The sequence below is a fragment of the Commensalibacter sp. M0133 genome (assembly GCF_016101485.1).
GTDB lineage: Bacteria > Pseudomonadota > Alphaproteobacteria > Acetobacterales > Acetobacteraceae > Commensalibacter > Commensalibacter melissae.
In genome coordinates, this window is record NZ_JACFQI010000001.1 from 777,004 (window position 1) to 794,531 (window position 17,528).

Annotated in this window: 17 protein-coding genes and 1 pseudogene; 8 read left to right on the plus strand and 10 right to left on the minus strand. The window is 35.4% G+C overall.

What is annotated here, in order from left to right; translation table 11 throughout:
- Positions 1–163 precede the first annotated feature (163 nt).
- Positions 164–1,735, minus strand: coding sequence for an ATP-binding protein (locus H3T46_RS03485; RefSeq protein WP_155568331.1), 1,572 nt, complete (start codon positions 1,733–1,735; stop codon positions 164–166).
- Positions 1,736–1,994: 259 nt separating this feature from the next.
- On the opposite strand from H3T46_RS03485, the gene H3T46_RS03490 reads away from it, so the two are divergent.
- From H3T46_RS03490 to H3T46_RS03510, 5 genes are read left to right on the plus strand one after another with little or no spacing between them, the layout of a single operon-like run.
- The gene (locus H3T46_RS03490; RefSeq protein ID WP_155569478.1) at positions 1,995–2,420 is read left to right on the plus strand and encodes a hypothetical protein; all 426 of its coding nucleotides are present in this window, start codon (positions 1,995–1,997) and stop codon (positions 2,418–2,420) included.
- A 34-nt stretch (positions 2,421–2,454) separates the two neighbouring features.
- Positions 2,455–3,126 (plus strand): cell division ATP-binding protein FtsE, encoded by a 672-nt coding sequence (locus tag H3T46_RS03495; RefSeq protein WP_122123853.1) that lies wholly within the window; start codon positions 2,455–2,457, stop codon positions 3,124–3,126.
- The gene (locus H3T46_RS03500) at positions 3,107–4,057 is read left to right on the plus strand and encodes an ABC transporter permease (RefSeq protein ID WP_198197403.1); all 951 of its coding nucleotides are present in this window, start codon (positions 3,107–3,109) and stop codon (positions 4,055–4,057) included. Before H3T46_RS03495 ends, H3T46_RS03500 begins: the two co-directional genes overlap by 20 nt.
- Before the next feature lies 1 nt (position 4,058).
- On the plus strand, positions 4,059–4,673 hold the full coding sequence (locus H3T46_RS03505; protein ID WP_155568333.1) for a YdcF family protein: 615 nt from the start codon (positions 4,059–4,061) through the stop codon (positions 4,671–4,673).
- A gap of 17 nt (positions 4,674–4,690) precedes the next feature.
- Complete coding sequence (locus H3T46_RS03510) at positions 4,691–5,386, plus strand: 1-acyl-sn-glycerol-3-phosphate acyltransferase (RefSeq protein ID WP_232349938.1); 696 nt, start codon at positions 4,691–4,693, stop codon at positions 5,384–5,386.
- A 275-nt stretch (positions 5,387–5,661) separates the two neighbouring features.
- On the opposite strand, the gene gloB is transcribed toward H3T46_RS03510, so the two are convergent.
- A complete protein-coding gene (gene gloB, locus H3T46_RS03515; protein ID WP_198197404.1) occupies positions 5,662–6,387 on the minus strand; it encodes a hydroxyacylglutathione hydrolase in 726 nt (241 codons plus the stop codon).
- Between the two features lie 62 nt (positions 6,388–6,449).
- Here gloB and H3T46_RS03520 point away from each other — a divergent pair, with 62 nt between their 5' ends.
- The 3 genes from H3T46_RS03520 to pssA are packed head-to-tail and all read left to right on the plus strand — an operon-like array spanning position 6,450 to position 8,765.
- On the plus strand, positions 6,450–7,199 hold the full coding sequence (locus H3T46_RS03520; protein WP_198184581.1) for a hypothetical protein: 750 nt from the start codon (positions 6,450–6,452) through the stop codon (positions 7,197–7,199).
- Positions 7,200–7,234: 35 nt separating this feature from the next.
- On the plus strand, positions 7,235–7,912 hold the full coding sequence (locus H3T46_RS03525) for a phosphatidylserine decarboxylase (protein ID WP_198197405.1): 678 nt from the start codon (positions 7,235–7,237) through the stop codon (positions 7,910–7,912).
- A gap of 28 nt (positions 7,913–7,940) precedes the next feature.
- A complete protein-coding gene (pssA, locus tag H3T46_RS03530) occupies positions 7,941–8,765 on the plus strand; it encodes a CDP-diacylglycerol--serine O-phosphatidyltransferase (protein ID WP_155565739.1) in 825 nt (274 codons plus the stop codon).
- Between the two features lie 28 nt (positions 8,766–8,793).
- Here the strand turns inward: pssA and H3T46_RS08975 are convergent.
- The 8 genes and pseudogenes from H3T46_RS08975 to H3T46_RS03570 form a co-directional block, all read right to left on the minus strand.
- A pseudogene (locus H3T46_RS08975) lies at positions 8,794–9,231 on the minus strand (NADH-quinone oxidoreductase subunit B); the annotation flags it as partial.
- Positions 9,232–9,242: 11 nt separating this feature from the next.
- Positions 9,243–10,775 (minus strand): hypothetical protein, encoded by a 1,533-nt coding sequence (locus H3T46_RS03540; protein WP_198197406.1) that lies wholly within the window; start codon positions 10,773–10,775, stop codon positions 9,243–9,245.
- A gap of 13 nt (positions 10,776–10,788) precedes the next feature.
- Positions 10,789–12,087, minus strand: coding sequence for a hypothetical protein (locus tag H3T46_RS03545; RefSeq protein WP_155568339.1), 1,299 nt, complete (start codon positions 12,085–12,087; stop codon positions 10,789–10,791).
- Complete coding sequence (locus tag H3T46_RS03550; RefSeq protein WP_198197407.1) at positions 12,071–12,604, minus strand: hypothetical protein; 534 nt, start codon at positions 12,602–12,604, stop codon at positions 12,071–12,073. The genes H3T46_RS03545 and H3T46_RS03550 overlap by 17 nt, the downstream gene beginning before the upstream one ends.
- A gap of 19 nt (positions 12,605–12,623) precedes the next feature.
- Positions 12,624–13,160: a hypothetical protein gene (locus H3T46_RS03555; RefSeq protein ID WP_155580710.1), complete on the minus strand. Its 537-nt coding sequence runs from the start codon at positions 13,158–13,160 to the stop codon at positions 12,624–12,626.
- 410 nt (positions 13,161–13,570) lie between these two features.
- Positions 13,571–14,956: a hypothetical protein gene (locus tag H3T46_RS03560; RefSeq protein ID WP_198197408.1), complete on the minus strand. Its 1,386-nt coding sequence runs from the start codon at positions 14,954–14,956 to the stop codon at positions 13,571–13,573.
- A 583-nt stretch (positions 14,957–15,539) separates the two neighbouring features.
- Complete coding sequence (locus H3T46_RS03565) at positions 15,540–15,995, minus strand: DNA polymerase III subunit chi (protein WP_198194931.1); 456 nt, start codon at positions 15,993–15,995, stop codon at positions 15,540–15,542.
- Positions 15,996–16,004: 9 nt separating this feature from the next.
- The gene (locus tag H3T46_RS03570; protein WP_198197409.1) at positions 16,005–17,483 is read right to left on the minus strand and encodes a leucyl aminopeptidase; all 1,479 of its coding nucleotides are present in this window, start codon (positions 17,481–17,483) and stop codon (positions 16,005–16,007) included.
- Positions 17,484–17,528 lie beyond the last annotated feature (45 nt).

A 17,528-nucleotide genomic window follows, 5' to 3' on the forward strand; every position in this document is an offset into this window, starting at 1 on the left:
ATTTAAAAAAAATATTAAAAAGCAATTAAAGAATAAAAATATGCATCTACGTTTTATATAAAAATCATATTAGATTGGTGACATAATATAATATTAATTTTTGATTTCTATTTAATTAATTTATATTAATATTCAAATATGTTGATGGAAATTTATTAAATATCTATCTTTCCATTTCACTATATATGGGTAAATATATACTTATATTTGTTCCTGCTCCCAATTGACTTTGCACATTAACCTGTCCCCCCGACTGTTGTGCAAATCCATAAACCATCGCCATTCCCAGTCCTGTTCCCAACCCCATTTTTTTTGTTGTGAAAAAAGGTTCAAAAATATGAGCAATGGTTTCAGCACTCATTCCCTCGCCTTCATCCTGAATGATGGTGACTGCATAAGGACCCGGATTTAAATGAAGCCGTTTGCCTTCATCCGAACCAACATCTTTCTTATCCAAAATGATAGTTATTACACCTCCATTTTTCATGGCGTCTACTGAATTGATACACAAATTCATGACAGCCAATTCAAATTGTGATGGATCTGTCTTAACCGTCAAAATACCCGATACATTATTTTTAAATTCAAGATGAATTCTATTTGATTGGTTGGCTTCAATCTGTTCTTTGAACCTTCTTTCATAACGCATCTGAAGAGTTTGGGACAATAGATCAAAGTTTTTACGAATAATCTTGGTGAGGTCCACTTCCTGCAAAGATAATTTCTTTCTTCTGCTGAAACTCAAGAGTCGCTCTGTCAATGTGCTACCCTTTTTTGCCGCCTCCAAGGCATTGTTCTGTAACTGCTTAATTGTATCCATGATTTCAGAATTACCCGAAACCTCCAACAGCTCTTCGGATAATTCCAACGAGCCGATCATTGTTGTCAACAGGTTGTTGAAATCATGAGCAATTCCCCCAGCCATTGTACCAAGGGCCTTCAATTTTTCCGACTGCCGCAACTGCATTTCCAATTCTTTTTGTTTAGTGATATCCAGCTCCATCAGTACAGAAGGATGCGTAATTTCACCCTTTGCTCTATCCAACAATAAACGGGTAATCATAAACCATTGTGACGATTGTTTGGAATTATTCGAGGGAACCTCCAATATCTCCACAAAGCGCTCCTCTTTTTTCAAACGCTGATTAAATCTTGACAATTCTTGCGACGTAAAGGACGGTTCAGTTTCCTCTTCTGTTTTTCCAAGGCATTCGGCAATGGTCAATCCACGCCGATTGGCCGCCAACTGGTTCATACGGGTGAAACGACCCTCCTCATCTTTGAAAGCAAGGCCATAGGGCAGATTATCCAACAACCCTTTTAATAATAAACGTTCATGCATTAGTTTTCTTTGAAATTCTGATCTTTTAACGGCCCGTTTTACAATTTCCTTTACCATGAAAGGATCCAGCGGTTTTGGAATAAAAAACGATATTCCCCCTTCGTTCAACGCCTTGATCAGAATATCCGTTCGGCTTTTTGGTCCCAAAAGAATACGTGTAGCAACAATAAGATTACGAACACGGGCAAAAAAAATATTTCCGAACATGCAGGGCATGAAATTATTATAGATAATGGTGGAAAAATGAGCCCCCTTTTTAATCATATCCAAGGCATGATAGGAAGATTCTGTAAGATATAAAGAGTAATCCTGACCCAGAATTTGTTTGAATTCCTTTAAAATCCTGGAATCATTATCAATGATTAATATCGAAGGCTGCGTATTGTTACCCATACCCAATTCTCTAAAAAGTATTTATTGATATATATGGTTTGCCTAGATCAATAATTAAACAGGATCTACAAAAATACCATTCCACTTATTTTTCTCAGAATATCTGATATGGCAAGTAAATTCACTGAAAATTAATATGTTTCGGTTAATTAATTATTTTAATTCAAAAAATTAAAGATTTATATAAAGAGTTTTATTATAAGATTTATATCAATATGCTACAGTGTATCTTCTTTTTATTCAGTTTAAGGATAGTTTCGTGAATAAATTTTTCTCTAATAATACACGATCAGAAGAACGGCTAGGCCACATCAGCCAAGAATATACCGATTCAAGAAATTCATCCAAAGTGTCCAATCCATTTTTAAATATTCTCTGGTTCGCTTGTCATTTCTGCTTTTACTTGATCCAGCAAGTCGCCGAAATTTTTGCCCCGTTATTCTTGGTTATTGGTATCATATGGAAATTATTGCCTGCCATCACTTCTTCATTAATAGCCGTTATCTCCTCATCAGATCCTCAAACAGGTGAGCTTGTGAAACATGGAGGCAACCTGATTCCCCATTCAATTATGATTGCAGGACATAGTTTAACTGCAGGAAAATTAATTTTCGATGGCGTTTTACTTATTATGTTAACCGCATTATGTGCGACCGTAACTGTTTATTTGGGACGTAAATTATAATCCATTTCCTTATCTGCCATGAAACCTTTCTGCAATGATTCAACTTGACAAGGTAAGCCTTTATTACAGACAAGACTGTCCGATTTTATCAAATGTCACACTCCATATTCCCCAAGGTAGTTTTTGCTGGTTAACAGGACCATCAGGAATTGGAAAATCAACCTTGCTCCAGATGTTCCATCTTGAAATAATGCCTAATGCTGGGCAATTACAAATTTTGGAAACAAACATACATAAAAACCGTCGTTCAACTATTTGCCACTTAAAACAAAGAATAGGCATCATTTATCAAGATTTTAAACTTATTCCCAATTTAAGCATTTATAATAACATCGCTCTACCCCTTCGACTGCAGAATACGGATGAATCCATAGTAAGTCGTTGGACAAATCGAATTCTCCAATGGATGAATTTGCAAAATAAGGCTGAACTATACCCTCGAACCCTTTCTGGAGGGGAGCAACAACGCGTTGCAATTGCCCGAGCTGTCATTCACAGACCTGATATTTTGTTGGCTGATGAACCCACCAATGCGCTGGATGAGGAACAGGTATTACGTTTAATGGATCTTTTTTTTGATCTTAATGATTTGGGGTGCACAATCATTATCGCCACCCATAATGATAATCTCATCCATCAATTCCCTGCCCCTAGACTAAAATTAAATAATGGACAAATACGAATTGATGATGCTGTTAAAACATAAAACCACTGATGGATTGAAAGTCAATCTGGCTTTACCCGGACAATTTTTAATTCCCCTTGTTGCTGCAATGACCTTTTTGGCCACCCTGATGATTGCGGGAACCTATGCTGGTCAAAATCTAGCAAATCGTTGGAATACAGGGGCAGCGTCCACAGTAATTCTACAAATTCCCCAAAATAACCTCCAGGTTTCATCTCAAAATACAAAACAAGAGAATTCCGACAATAATGCATCAATCCAGCAAATTATCACCCTTCTCTCGACCTCCAGGGAACTTGTCTCTTTTCACAAACTTGATGATAATGAAATAGATGAATTATTAGCCCCATGGCTGCATGAAGATTTTGACAATCTTGCCCTTGCCATTCCCGCAGTCATCGAATTACATTTAAAAAATAATACAAAAATTTCAGGCCAGCTTGAAACTTCCTTACGCAAAATCGAACCCAATATCGTTATTGAACAAAGTAACTTCTGGGGTCAACGCTTAAATGTTCTTGCAAATAGTTTGCAAACCTGTGCATTCCTTGCTTTTCTTACCGTGATTTTTGTCGCAGCCATTGTAATAGCTATCGCCACCCGAACTGGTTTGATACAATGCAAACAAACAATCGAAATACTTCATAATCTAGGCGCGTCAGATCACTATATATCCATACGTTTTGCACGAAGGAATGCATTTCTTTCCCTTATCGGAGGTGGCATCGGCTTAATTTTCTCAATTCCCTTATTGTTTTTTTTAACCTATCTTAGTCTGCCCTTCAGCAGTAATCCAAACTGGGAAACAGTTTATCAGGGGTGGTTTAGCATTTTAACCTTGTTACCATTTAATCTATTGATTTTAATTATTATTTTACCTTTGTGCAATTATTTTATAGGCTGGATTTCAACAACATTCATTGTATATTATTGGTTAAGACATTTGACATAAAATGAAAAAAAAAATCTCTCAGAATTTTTTGATCAAGATTATTGGAATCATCATTTTTTTATGGTTAAGTGGTTTTGTTGTTTTTATATATGATTTGTTAAGTTTCTCATCTATCCCCCCTTTAACGGACGGTATCGTCGTATTGACCGGTGGAACCGGAAGAATCCATACAGCCATTAGATTTCTTGAAAAAGATTGTTCTCAATATCTGCTTATATCTGGAGTTGGAGCAACAACAACCCTGCAAGATTTAAAGAATTCAATTACGAATTTTCCTGCAATTTCATGTCAAGACCATATTTTACTGGGACATAATGCAACGTCCACCATGGGTAATGCCATTGAAACAGCGGCATGGGTTCATTATTACCGTTTGCAATCCCTGACGGTAATAACTTCAAATTATCATATGCGTCGAGCCATTCTTGAACTTAGAAACCTTCTATACGATATTCCTCTTTATCCCTTCTCGATCAACACCATCAATAAGGATAATGTTTTAAAAATATCTTCTATTCGATTATTATTTATCGAATACAATAAACTACTTATGGCCTATACAGGATTAATTCACACGACAAAACCAAAGCATGATTTAATCAATATTAAACATTAACGGATTTCATGACCTTTATGACTTTTATTCGATCACTACTTTTCTCAATATATTTTTTTACCCTAACCCTGTTCATGGGTCTTTTTGCTTTTTATATCCGTTATTTTGCAAAAAAACATGCCTTGGCCTATGCACAATTATGGACTGAGCTTTCAATCAAGGGTCTTACAAAAATCTGTAAAATAGAGATTGATATAAAAGGCAAGGAATTCTTACCCAATGACTCATCTTTTATAATAGCGTCTCAGCATCAATCCGCCTTTGATACCCTGATATGGATGAATCTTTTACCGCGTCCTGCCTATATAATGAAAAAAGAGTTGATATATCTTCCACTTGTCGGGCCAATGCTTCTCTTATCCGGAATGATTCCCCTTGACCGTCAAGGAGGTGCAAGGGCTTTGAAAAATCTTGTCATAAATTGTAAAAACGCTATAAAAGATCAACGACAAATTATTATCTTTCCTGAGGGTACACGTTCACAATATGGTAAAAAAGTTAAACTGCAAGCCGGTGTTGCAGCTATTGCAAGTCAACTTGACCTTAAAATTGTTCCAGTTAGCACCAATTCAGGGTTACATTGGGGGCGCCACTCTTTCATAAAAAAACCTGGAACAATTTATATTAATTTGCATCCAGTCATTACAGACCTGTCAAATCGCAAGAAAGTGTTATTTGCCATAGAAAAAAGCTGGGATAATAATATCATGTAACATTTTTTATGAATTGTGGATAAGTTGGTGGATCTATTTATTGAAAATAAAATGACTTTAAAAAAAAGAACACAACGAAAAGATAATAATTTGCGCCTACAAGCCATTCTTTACGATTCCTTTTCGATTTAACACATGCTTTGACAAAATGTGGATAATTTACCGATAATTAATAATTCTCCATAATTATTATCGCAAAATTAAATCTTGCTAAATCATGCTTGCTTACTTAATATCCACACATTAAAAATTGAAATCATTCCTTTTTAAACCTATCAAAATTGATCTTTTGCCTTACGTAAGCGTGCAAACTCCTCAACGGTCAAGGCCATCAAAAAAGGATTGGTTCTCTTTTCAATTGCCAGCATGACAGGCAAGGATGATTTATTTTCCGAACGCAATTGCTGCACTTGCTTCAAACGATTTAACAAATCTTCATTGTTTGAATCCACTGTCAGGGCAAAACGACCATTATCTTCAGTATATTCATGAGCGGCATAGACCATAATTTCATCAGGCAGGGACTTTATCCGTTTGAAACTTTGAAACATCTGTTCTGGACTACCTTCGAATAAACGACCGCAACCAAGGCTAAATAGAGTATCTCCTGTAAAAATTATACCTAAATCATATGAATAATAACAAACAGATCCCAGAGTATGACCTGGCGTATTTATAACTTCAAAAAAACCGAAACCCAGGTCGATATGTTCATGATCCTGTACATAATCCGTAGCATCCACAATACTGTTTCTTTCTTTATCAGGCGCATATATCTGACAATTAAATTTGTCTTTCAATTGGCGAATGCCCCCTGTATGATCTGGATGATGATGCGTGACAAGTACCGATTGCAAATTCAGCTTTTTATCTTTTATAGTATTAAAAACGGGAGTAAAATTACCAGGATCGACAATAGCTGCATTTCTGGTTTTTTTATCATATAATAGCCACGCATAATTGGTTTCATAAAAAGGAATAGGCTTAATAAGAACAGACATTCTCTTTCTTTATTTCAATATTTTATTCTTGTATAACAAAACGATTCTTCTGGAAATCAATAATGAATCCTAAGGCTAATTCTAGTATTATACCAAATAATACTCAACCAGGATCAGTAATCTATCTTACTGATAAGTTTCTGCACCTGTGGCCAGATCTACGAGGGCTTTCTTTACTCACCCTTGGTGCCATTCCTCAAGATTTCATTCTGCAATCTTCACCCCATAATCATATTCAGGGTAATCTTGCAGAGAACTTAAATGAATTATCCAATTTAGAAAATTTTCCATCAGTAAAAACATGTTGTTTTACATACAATCGTTTTCCTTTCGCAAAATGCAGTTTTGACCGAATCATTTTTTATCCATTCTTTCCGATCGGCATCTATAACATTCATAAAACTTTAAGGTCTTGTTGGGAAATTTTAAAAGATGATGGCAAAATTTTGCTTTTACTTCCTAATAAATTAAAATGGTGGGGAATATTTAATTTATCTAATTTTTTTGAGTATCAAAAAAAAAGTTTTTACATTTATCAATTAAAAAAAATATTAAAAGACCATATGTTTCAACTTGTTTATTATGAAAAAATTATTTATTTTCCATCTAAAATAATGAATTCCTTTTCCCTATATGGAAATAAGCTGTTAGAATTTTTAGGTCATTTTTTCATTCCCTTTGGAGGAGAATACCATCTGATTGAAATCCGAAAAAATCTCTATGCCCCGATTACAATCTTTTCCGCTTCAAAAAAAAGAATTTTAAAACAAAAATTACCGAAACCCAACTGGAATCGCAAAAGAAAATTGTAAAAATAACAAACGACCATCCCCTAAGGAATTCCCTGATGTCTATTTTACATTCAATCCGAACAAATATTAGTAAACCGCACAAAGCTGGATACCCTTTTCTCTGCATCTCTGCTTTGATAAGTTTTATTGGCTATCGCATTCATGCTCGGATCGGATATTTAATTGGTCTTATAGGAAGCTTATTTTTTGGGTTTTGCTGGTATTTTTTTCGTAATCCCAAGCGAATTATCCCCCATAAAAATGATATTCTTATTTCCCCAGCAGATGGAACCGTTTCAGCCATAAACTATATTCCCCCTCCTGTTGATTTAGGTTTGGGTGACAAACCGGTCTGGCGCATTTCTATTTTTCTTTCCATTTTCAACGTCCACTTACAACGCATCCCTGTCACTGGAAAAATTACCGCACGATCATATATCAAGGGAAAATTTTTTAACGCTTCACTGGATAAAGCATCAGAACATAATGAACGCAACGCAATTTGCATAACTTTACCAGATGGAAAAAAGGTGGTTGTTGTTCAGATTGCCGGATTGATTGCCAGAAGAATTGTATGTAATGCCGATATAAATCAACAATTTAATATGGGTGATATTTATGGGTTGATCCGATTTGGCTCCAGAGTGGATCTTTACCTGCCCGATGGGTGTCAACCCTGCATTGAGGTTGGGCAAACAATGATCAGCGGCGAAACGATTGTTGCAAAATTATAAACGCTCTTTTAACCCAGAACATAAATTAATGTTACGACAAAAAATTCGTCCCCGAGTCAAGGGAATTTCCTTTAACCGGATTATTCCAAACTTATTGACAATTCTTGGATTGTGTGCCGGTCTGATCAGTATTCGCAGTGCAATTCATGGAAGGTTCAATGAGGCTGTTATCGCCATATTAATTGCTGCCTGTTTTGACGGGTTGGATGGACGAATTGCCCGTTTATTACGTGGTACAAGTCGATTTGGTGCAGAATTGGACAGTCTTGTCGATTTTTTGTCCTTCGGGGTTGCTCCAAGTCTTGTCTTATACTTATGGTCCCTTAAAAATGGAGGGGATTATTCTTTTATTCCCTGTGCAATATTTACGGTATGCATGGCTTTACGCCTGGCACGATTTAATGCCGCACTTGATGATAACAAACCTCAATATGCCAGCAATTTTTTTACGGGTGTCCCTGCCCCGGCAGGTGCTGGAATAGTTTTATTTCCTGTTTTTCTTGGCTTGGAAAGCAAGCATTATCAAATTGATTTTCTTAATTCCATCGCCCATTCCGAAATCCTGACAATTACAATTTTAGTCATAACATCTTTTTTGCTGATTTCTACCTTACCGATCTGGTCATTCAAAAATTTTAAAATTCCCACTTCTTACGTCATGCCTATATTTTTAAGCACCTGCATCTTCGCAACTATTCTGGTAGCAGATCCTTGGGGAACATTGGCTTTAAGCGGGATTTTATATCTGGGTCTAATTCCGCTGAGTTATCGCAGTTACCATCGTCTAAAAGCTGATGCCCAGACAATTCTTGTGAAGACGAAAAAGGGGGAGGACTTTTTGAATAAAAATTAGAAGACGTATTCCGTTTCAATTTCATTAAACAATCCATAATTGTGGAAGGTAAAGGCGGACATCCTTCAATTTGCAAAATACATTCCTCGTCACCAACATTTTCACCCAAGATCGCATAATTACTTGCAAAAATATGTCGGTTAATTGCACATGATCCAATTGTTACAATCGCTTTTGATTTAGCAATCAATTTCCAGCTTTTTTCAATATAAGGAAGCATAGCACGAGTAATCAGCCCTGATATTAACAACAAGTCTGCATCAGCAGGATGTCCAACAAATTTTATCCCCGCATCTTTTATATCATATGCGGTCCCTTTTAAGGCCTGCAATTCAAACGTGCATCCATTGCAGTCTCCACATCCAATATGAAATACATGTATATCCTGTTTTTTTTGACCGGCAAATTTTTGAACAGGTTTTATTTTTCCAGTTAATGAATCGATCAAGGATTTAATAAAAACCACTAGTTTTCCTTTTATAGATCTACGCCTGTTACCAAATGACCAAATGACGCCTTTATCAAGACATGATTATCAAAATGTTCATTTTTTAATACATCTTGCAAGACATAGGCCTGATTGGCACCAGGATCACGTATAAATACGTCTTTTATAACTCCCGATTCTAGTCTCACATAATACCATAAATCTCCTTGCACCCCTTCACAAACACCAATCCCTTCCCCATTTAATTTTTCGATAATAATTTCTTGAGAGGATTTGAACGCTTCCTCGCTATTTTCTTCCTTTAGAAGTATATCGATTATATTTAACGATGTTTTTATCTCAACAAACCATGACTGCATACGTGCATCAACGTCCCCTTTTGTAAAATTCGGAGGTGGCAGCCATTCCAACCGGTATTCAGACATGTACCGACGCAAATCCACATCCCGTCCGGAAGCCCGCCCAACAATTCCACCTATATTGAAATCAATCGCTTTTTTTAGAGATAAAATTCCCATATTTTGAAGATAGTCACCCAGACCAGGCAAGGTTATAGCCAAATTAAATGCCTGATCAATCAAATATTTAATTTTTTTAGGAAAATGTCTTTTTTTATCATTTTCTTGCCCTAAAAAAACGGCACCAGGAAAAACACAATCCATTAACCAGCGATGCCCAAAATAATGTATATTCCAACGCATAAGAAGTTCACGCGCCAGATCACACCGGCTGGCAACCAACTCTACTTCTAATACGCGAAATAAGCGTGTTAAATAAAATAGATAGGCTGCAACTCTGGATAATTCAGAATATAAGATACGTTTTCTCAAAACAGGCAAGGAAGGGACAAAATTTGCAATATCTTCAATCGCATGAGAAAAGGCAATCTGATGCGCAACGGAATCAAGTGCGTTAATACGACTTATTAAAGGTAATATTTCCAAACTATTTCTATTATACAGATTGGATAGAATTCCTCTATGTGTATATCCATACACTGATTCAGCTCGGATAATCCGCTCACCCATATTAAGAAAACGCCACAGCACAGGCAATTTTTCTGTCGCATTGGAGGGATCAATAACCGTTATCTCCCCTCCATTATTCAGTAAATGAGAGACAGATGGATTTTCTTGTCTTTCTGGAGGCCATAAGACAGGCCCTGGTTTTTCTGACAATGGCCAGCAATTATTCCATAAACCCCGATCCAACCATGGGCGTAAATCAACAGCATTCATTGCTTCCTTACCCCATAACTCCCAGATCATTCTTTCATATATAATGGCAGCGGGTCTTACAGAAGACAAGGCCAGATAACGGTTCATTGATGCGGAAATACGAACGCCAATGGGCTTGTATCCATTCTCAAGAAATAAAACAAAAACGGTATCCTCCTTACACCACATCGTAAGAAACATAAGCCGATCAGTTTTTAATGCTGCAAGCATCTCCGTCCATTCTTGTTCATCAAGAGAAATGAAAAACCTACTATCTGTTTGATGGCTTTTAAGACAATCTATTAATTTTAGGGAACGCTGAACAAATGTTTTTTTATCAACCATTTTTCAGAAACAATCACTTTTGTATAAACTGCATTGCAATTTGAAATAACCAATATTTGGCAATGATAGGAATAACCAAAGAGGGTAAAAAAATCAGGCTCAATAAACATCCACCCTCTTTTGTAAAAATATTTCGAGAAAATAATTGAATATTATTTTTTTTAAACAGAAAAAAGCCTCTTACAAAAAACAATAAAAACAAGCATGATCCCAACCAGGGAAACTGTGCAAACAAACTCGCAATCAAAATTGCACATGCAAAAAATATGCCAAATGGCGGAAATGCAGATATGGCAATGACAAACCAACCTCTAGAATCCACAGCAAAAGGACTTTTTCGAAGAATATACCCTAACGGTGCATAAATAACCAGAACGGTTATGAAAAGGCAAAAACTGTATAAACCCTGAAATCCATTGGAAAAAATACCAGCCAAAGCTGCCAAAATAGTGATCAAAAACGGGGAATACAAAAAAGGATCATCATTCTCCTTTATAATAATGATAATGAAACTGATCAACCCTAATATCATGAGAAATGATTGAGGGTTTTGATAAGATGAGATTTGAAATAATCTTATGAATAAGGAGAGAAAAGCAACTGGGATGATAAAAAAGATAATACTGCCAATTAAAGTGGGCAAATGATTGACAAAACGTAGAAAAATGATGAATACGGGAAACAACCCGATCATTTGAACAATACTAAACGCCAGGATAAAACTGCCAAAACGGGGTAACAAGGGATAGGTTTGTCCAACAGATAACTCAAGAATGAAAACACCCATCAAAGCCATTATCATAAAAAAAAGCATATAGCGGAAGTATTCCCAGGCCGCCTGTATCTGTTCTCCCCCACCATGAATAAAACAAGCCAAAAAGGACAGGAAAATCATGCTATGCAAACAAATCTGCGCTATAAAAAAATTATTAATAGCTACAGCCATCATGGCGGTACAGATAATTAATTGATAGAGGCCGAGACTATAGGATAATTTTTTTTGCTTTCCAGATGAACTTAATTGGCCAGGAACCATGAATTTCAAAACTATTGATGCAATAATGCTACCTATAGCGATCATAACCCTTAAAAAACTTGTTAACTCGTCATGTTTCCAAATAACGGAAAGATAAAAATCATCATGAATAAATGCCGATGCAACCGTAATAAAAAAAAGGATTATTGTTACAATAAAATGACATCGGATTTTTGCACGCTGATGATGACAGGCATAAATTCCTATGATTCCTGCCACGGGCCAGAGAACACAACTCCAATACAAAATTTTTGCTAAATCACCATTTCCGAACACAGTCAACCTGTCCAAAACGTTGCATGATAAAAATAGAAGCTAGCAAAAACACAACATAAAAAGCAAAAAGAGTAAAAAATGCATAGAATTGACTATTCAATCCAACGACAAGGGTTAAAGCATTCAATACACATAGCATACCAGCAATTTGTCCTCCGATTGCTTGACTGCTCATGCTATAAAATACCCCAACCAGAATTATAGATAAAACTATTCCATATTCCAAGCGGAACAATGAAGGGGGCAATACATGGACAACAAGGGAAACAGCAAGAATGGTCAAGAATAATCCTGTAAATAAGGTTTTCAAAGTATACTGGAAATATTGTCCTTTCAAAATGACCGTAAAAAAAATTTCCACAGTGAAAAGCATAAAAAAACTCAATAACGTAATTTTACTGTTAAGTGCATTCTGCCAACCAGATAAAAGACAGCATCCCGTCAGTATAGAATGAATAACTGCCTGTAACGAAGACGAGGAAATGCCGCTTATCGTAATCAGTAATAGCAGACTCATAAAAAAGGCAAATACCATTCTATATTCCGCCCAAACCTGCAAAATAAATGACAACGGCCACAAAATTCAATACTGTTGCGATACCAATTTTGTAATAACCCTTGGACAAAAATAAGAAATTTCTCATTATAGAAATTACAATACATTCTATGACAATTTTACCACTCCATGCCAATAATCCAAAAAAAGCGGTTAACAACCAATACATCAAGGATTTTGTCTGTAAATCAAAGATAGCAATACTCTGGGGCCATATTAAAAACGCAATCAGGGATAGCCAGATCAGAAACTGGAGACTAGAAATATAAAACAAGATTGCCTTCTCGTCTCCATCAAACCCATCTTTCTCAATAAAATTCAAAAAATCCGGTATATCTAGAACAAGAAAAAATAGAGAACATGCACATATAAAAAGAGGGCATAGGGCCAAATTTATCAAACTTGTGGAATTATGAAAAAAAAGGACAATATGCGAAAGCTCTGTACTTTTTGTATTTAAACGGCAAACCATAGCGATCAGTAAAATTGCAGGAATATACATGAAGGTTTGGAACATAATCCGCTGCGAATTTTTGAAACATAACAGTGAGCAATCTTGAAAAACAAGAAAAAATATCAAAAAAGGTACAAATATTAACAATATCGTAACAAAGATAAAATCGGAATTATTGTTAACCAGGATATTTGTTGAAAATATCGGAATAGATATTGCCACAGTTACTAATAATCCAATAGTTATTAAATAAATCAGGGTATTGACAGACAATATTTTTTTAAAAAGAAAATTTAAAATTCGTGAATATATAATTTTGATATTTTGTAATACATATTGGGATGATTCCAAAGGTTTTCCCTGAATTTTTCCATTCAACCTTTCCATAAACACCATAATTAAAGGTGCCATACCTAAAATCAATAATACATGAAATAGGATCATTAATAGGGACATCAACCAATACAGAAATATCATCTAACAAAAAATCCTATTAATAACAAAGAGATAATAATTATAGATATAAAGACTTTCTGCTCATTTTCCCAAATCAATAAATTAAAATAATTTCTATAATTAGAAAAGCAACGATAATATTTTACACTTTCTACATATCCTTTACGTTTTATAACCAAATATTTTTTAAAAAGTAAAATATCAGCCAATGTATAGATGAATGTTTTTTCACCAAAACTGAAACTGGTTTTATCAACATGACCCTCATAGACACCCTGTTCTGAAACAACATATTTTTTTGTTTGATTTATCAACGCTTTAAATTTAATTTTCTCTTTCACAAGATAAAATAAACCCGCCAAGATTAATAAATATATCATTGGAAAAACAGGGGAAAACGAAAATTGCAATTCATCATTTTTGAATGCAAACCAGTATAATTTTTCCGTGTGAATTAGATTTTTTTTTATTGGATAGATTAGAAACGATATTATTCCCGGGCAAAAGGACAAAAGAAATAGACCGGATAAATAAATCCTGATACCTTTTCCGTTTTTTTGTAAAAAATTAAATGATAGTTTTGACGATAGATTAAATTGATGCCGATTTTTTTTATAAAGATTTAAAAGTAAGTTGATCCATCCCAGAACTAAAAAAAGAAAAATAATAGAATTACATCCTATAAAAAATAATGCAAATATCATATTGAATAAATAATGACTGAATATGACATTCATGCCTAGTTGCAAATTCCCCCATAACAGCGTAAACCCGGGAAATGGAGGAAAACCAGACAACAACAGTGCTAGGCAAAAAAAGGTACAAATTGAAAGTGCCTGATTGATATGTCTTTTCAAAAAAAAAGTTAATAGAAAAGCCAGTGCAAATCCTAAATTCTGAATTAGTAATCCAAAGAAAAGAAAATCATACGTCAAAGACAGTATGGCTAATTTTTGAAAATGAATTGAAAATAAAAGGATACAAACAAGCTCAAGCCATAATGCATTGTTCAAAGAATATAAATATCGTAACCGATCGTATACAGTTACACTTTTTAAACTGGACCAACCCAAACGCAATGCAGATGTTAAGCCTAGAAATCCAGTAAATAAAATCAAGATAAGGGAAAATTTGCAATCATTAACACTGATGATAAATCTTAATAATGCATAAAATCCAATCAAGCTTTTTAAACAAATCAAATAGAAAGAAATATCACCAATTCTATTAAGTTTCTCATCAGATTTTTCGTTATGAAAAAAATCAAATAATCCAAGCAGAAAACATATAGGCAAAAGTGATAAAAAAAACAGACAATCTATATTATTGGATTGCATAATCCTAGAAAAATCAATATCTCTTGGACTAAACTGGTTATCACTCATAACAGGTAAAAAGCTCATGACCCCCAACAAACATGCAAAAGCAATCCAATAAACCAAATTTTTCTTCTGATCTGCCTGATAAATAATCAATAAAACCAATGATAAAAGAAAAATCAGAAAAAAGAAATTTCCTGCAACAAAAAAGGATATGGCGATAATATTTAAAAAGAGGAAATAACAATTTTTAGACAACAACGGTTGATAATATAAGAATAAAAAGGCAGTCGTAAACAACAACAAAAGGAAAAAACAAGATAGCCCATCTAAATAGAAACTGATTTTATATACGTCACTTAGAATAAAAGGATAAAATGATAATGGATCGGAATGAAATACCAGTGCAAGAAAGGCAAGAAAAGCCCCAGTGATAGATCCATAAAGTGGAAAACTAAAAAATAACTTAGGAAAGTAATATTTTTCAGATTTTATAAACCCAACGTTAACAAGATAGAGTATACTTGTTTGATAAAGCAATAAAATGATTCCTAATATGATCAAACACAAAATTAACGTTGACAGAATTTTACCCCCTCAAGACTCATAGTAATTTCAAATAATATGATTTTACGAATAATATTTCATAATCGCTTGATCAACTGTATCAACCTTTTTCCCACCCTTTTTCTGTTTGTTTCCAATAAGTCAAATCATGTCCAGCCTTTTTAAGTTTACGCCACCGTTCACGAGCCGCCAATACAAACTGTTCCTCTTTTCCGTCAAATAAATCGAACACCCGTTCAAATTGACTGATATCATTGACTGATTGACCATGAACAACAAACAGATAGGCTGCCCGGTTTGGATTTTCCTCAAAGGTCGTCAACCAAATTGGTTGCCATTCAGGATATTCATCCCGATAGTCTTTTGCATGACAACCATGTGGTAACCAAATAGGGTCTATAATATTCCATAAAATCTCTGTCAGTTTTTTCAACTGTTCATCATCCTTGCATAGAACAATCCCTTTTTGTTTTTGTTGTCTTGTGCGTATCAGCAAAGAGGGAAGCGCCTGCTCCATACTTGTTCGGGTCAAATGATAAAAACCAACAGAGGTCATCGAATTCCCTTATTTTTCATAATAAGTTTCAACAAAATGGTTTAACAGATTTACACCGAAAGCTGTCGCCCCTTTTGGACCGCAATAATTGGGTTTTGCCGTGTAGGCTGTTCCGGCGATATCCAAATGAGCCCATGGAGTATCATTAACGAATCGTTTTAAAAATTGTGCGGCGGTAATGGATCCTCCATCACGCCCACCAATATTTTTCATATCCGCAAGGTCAGAATTGATCGCTTTATCATAAGCATCGCCCATTGGCATACGCCATAATTTTTCTCCGGAATCATGACCGGTTGTCGACAATTTACCTGCCAGTTCATCATCATTTGAAAAAAGACCGGCATATTCATATCCAAGTGCAACAACCATGGCTCCGGTTAATGTTGCAAGATTGACCATGAAACGCGGTTTGAAACGATCCTGCGTATACCAAAGTAAATCTGCCAGTACCAATCGTCCCTCTGCATCCGTGTTCAAAACCTCGATTGTCTGTCCAGAGGCACTGCGAACTATATCTCCGGGGCGTTGCGCATGACCAGATACCATGTTTTCAACCAAACCTACAACACCAATGACATTCACCTTGGCTTTACGTTTGGCCAGAACAGACATCAATCCTGTTACAGTCGCGGCGCCAGCCATATCCATTTTCATGTCTTCCATGCCATTCGCTGGTTTTAAGGAAATCCCTCCGGAATCGAAAGTGACACCCTTTCCAAGAAAGGCGAGAGGCGGATCTTTATCATCAGGATTTCCATTCCATTGCATTACAACCGTATAAGGTTCGTTATTACTACCTTGAGCCACACCCAGAAGGGCACCAAAACCTAATTCTTGCATTTTCTCTTTATTGATAACTTCAACCATAAGGCCCAATGATTCAAGCTTTTTGATACGATTTACAAATTCGGCAGGATTTAACTGATTAGCGGGTTCATTAACAAGATCCCTGGTCAAATAGACCCCGTCAGCCACCGCAGACAAGTTGAACCATTGTTTTTGCGCCCCTTCATAGTCAGAAGCCATAATTTTTATCGCTTTTAATTGCCTGAATTCATCTTTTTTACTTTTATCAACGCAATATTTTTTAAATTCATAATTTTTCAAAACGGCGCCTAAAACAAGATACCCCGCATATTCCGTGAAATCCCAGTCCGCCATAATATGAAAAGATTCCACTTTCCTTTGCAAGGCCTGAACCGCAATTCCACCTGCTTCTTTGGCTTTACTGACGGAAAACTTATCCTTCATTCCCAGACCAACGACCAGGATATAATCATGATTTTCATCAGGAGAAACAAGTTTGCAAACCTGTCCAAACTTACCCGTATAATTATCTGCCTTCATCGCCCGATCCAGGGCATTATGAATAATCTTATTAATAACCTTTACAGAATCACCACCCTCATCATTCTCAAACGAGAATAACACAATATTACCTTTTTCTGGTTTATGCAGGTTCGTAAACTGAATATCGAGTGTCACGAAATTATCTCCCCTAAAATAAAGTTACTATATTCTATTCAAATT

Excerpts from the sequence above, each read along its gene's own strand:
- gloB (WP_198197404.1), bottom strand. The coding sequence starts at position 6,387 with ATGTCTGTTCTTATTAAGCCTATTCCTTTTTATGAAACCAATTATGCG.
- H3T46_RS03510 (WP_232349938.1), top strand. The coding sequence starts at position 4,691 with ATGACTTTTATTCGATCACTACTTTTCTCAATATATTTTTTTACCCTA.
- H3T46_RS03495 (WP_122123853.1), top strand. The coding sequence starts at position 2,455 with ATGATTCAACTTGACAAGGTAAGCCTTTATTACAGACAAGACTGTCCG.
- H3T46_RS03525 (WP_198197405.1), top strand. The coding sequence starts at position 7,235 with ATGTCTATTTTACATTCAATCCGAACAAATATTAGTAAACCGCACAAA.
- H3T46_RS03550 (WP_198197407.1), bottom strand. The coding sequence starts at position 12,604 with ATGAGTCTGCTATTACTGATTACGATAAGCGGCATTTCCTCGTCTTCG.
- H3T46_RS03540 (WP_198197406.1), bottom strand. The coding sequence starts at position 10,775 with ATGGTTGATAAAAAAACATTTGTTCAGCGTTCCCTAAAATTAATAGAT.
- H3T46_RS03520 (WP_198184581.1), top strand. The coding sequence starts at position 6,450 with ATGAATCCTAAGGCTAATTCTAGTATTATACCAAATAATACTCAACCA.
- pssA (WP_155565739.1), top strand. The coding sequence starts at position 7,941 with ATGTTACGACAAAAAATTCGTCCCCGAGTCAAGGGAATTTCCTTTAAC.
- H3T46_RS03485 (WP_155568331.1), bottom strand. The coding sequence starts at position 1,735 with ATGGGTAACAATACGCAGCCTTCGATATTAATCATTGATAATGATTCC.
- H3T46_RS03505 (WP_155568333.1), top strand. The coding sequence starts at position 4,059 with ATGAAAAAAAAAATCTCTCAGAATTTTTTGATCAAGATTATTGGAATC.
- H3T46_RS03555 (WP_155580710.1), bottom strand. The coding sequence starts at position 13,160 with ATGTTCCAAACCTTCATGTATATTCCTGCAATTTTACTGATCGCTATG.
- H3T46_RS03560 (WP_198197408.1), bottom strand. The coding sequence starts at position 14,956 with ATGAGCTTTTTACCTGTTATGAGTGATAACCAGTTTAGTCCAAGAGAT.
- H3T46_RS03565 (WP_198194931.1), bottom strand. The coding sequence starts at position 15,995 with ATGACCTCTGTTGGTTTTTATCATTTGACCCGAACAAGTATGGAGCAG.
- H3T46_RS03500 (WP_198197403.1), top strand. The coding sequence starts at position 3,107 with ATGATGCTGTTAAAACATAAAACCACTGATGGATTGAAAGTCAATCTG.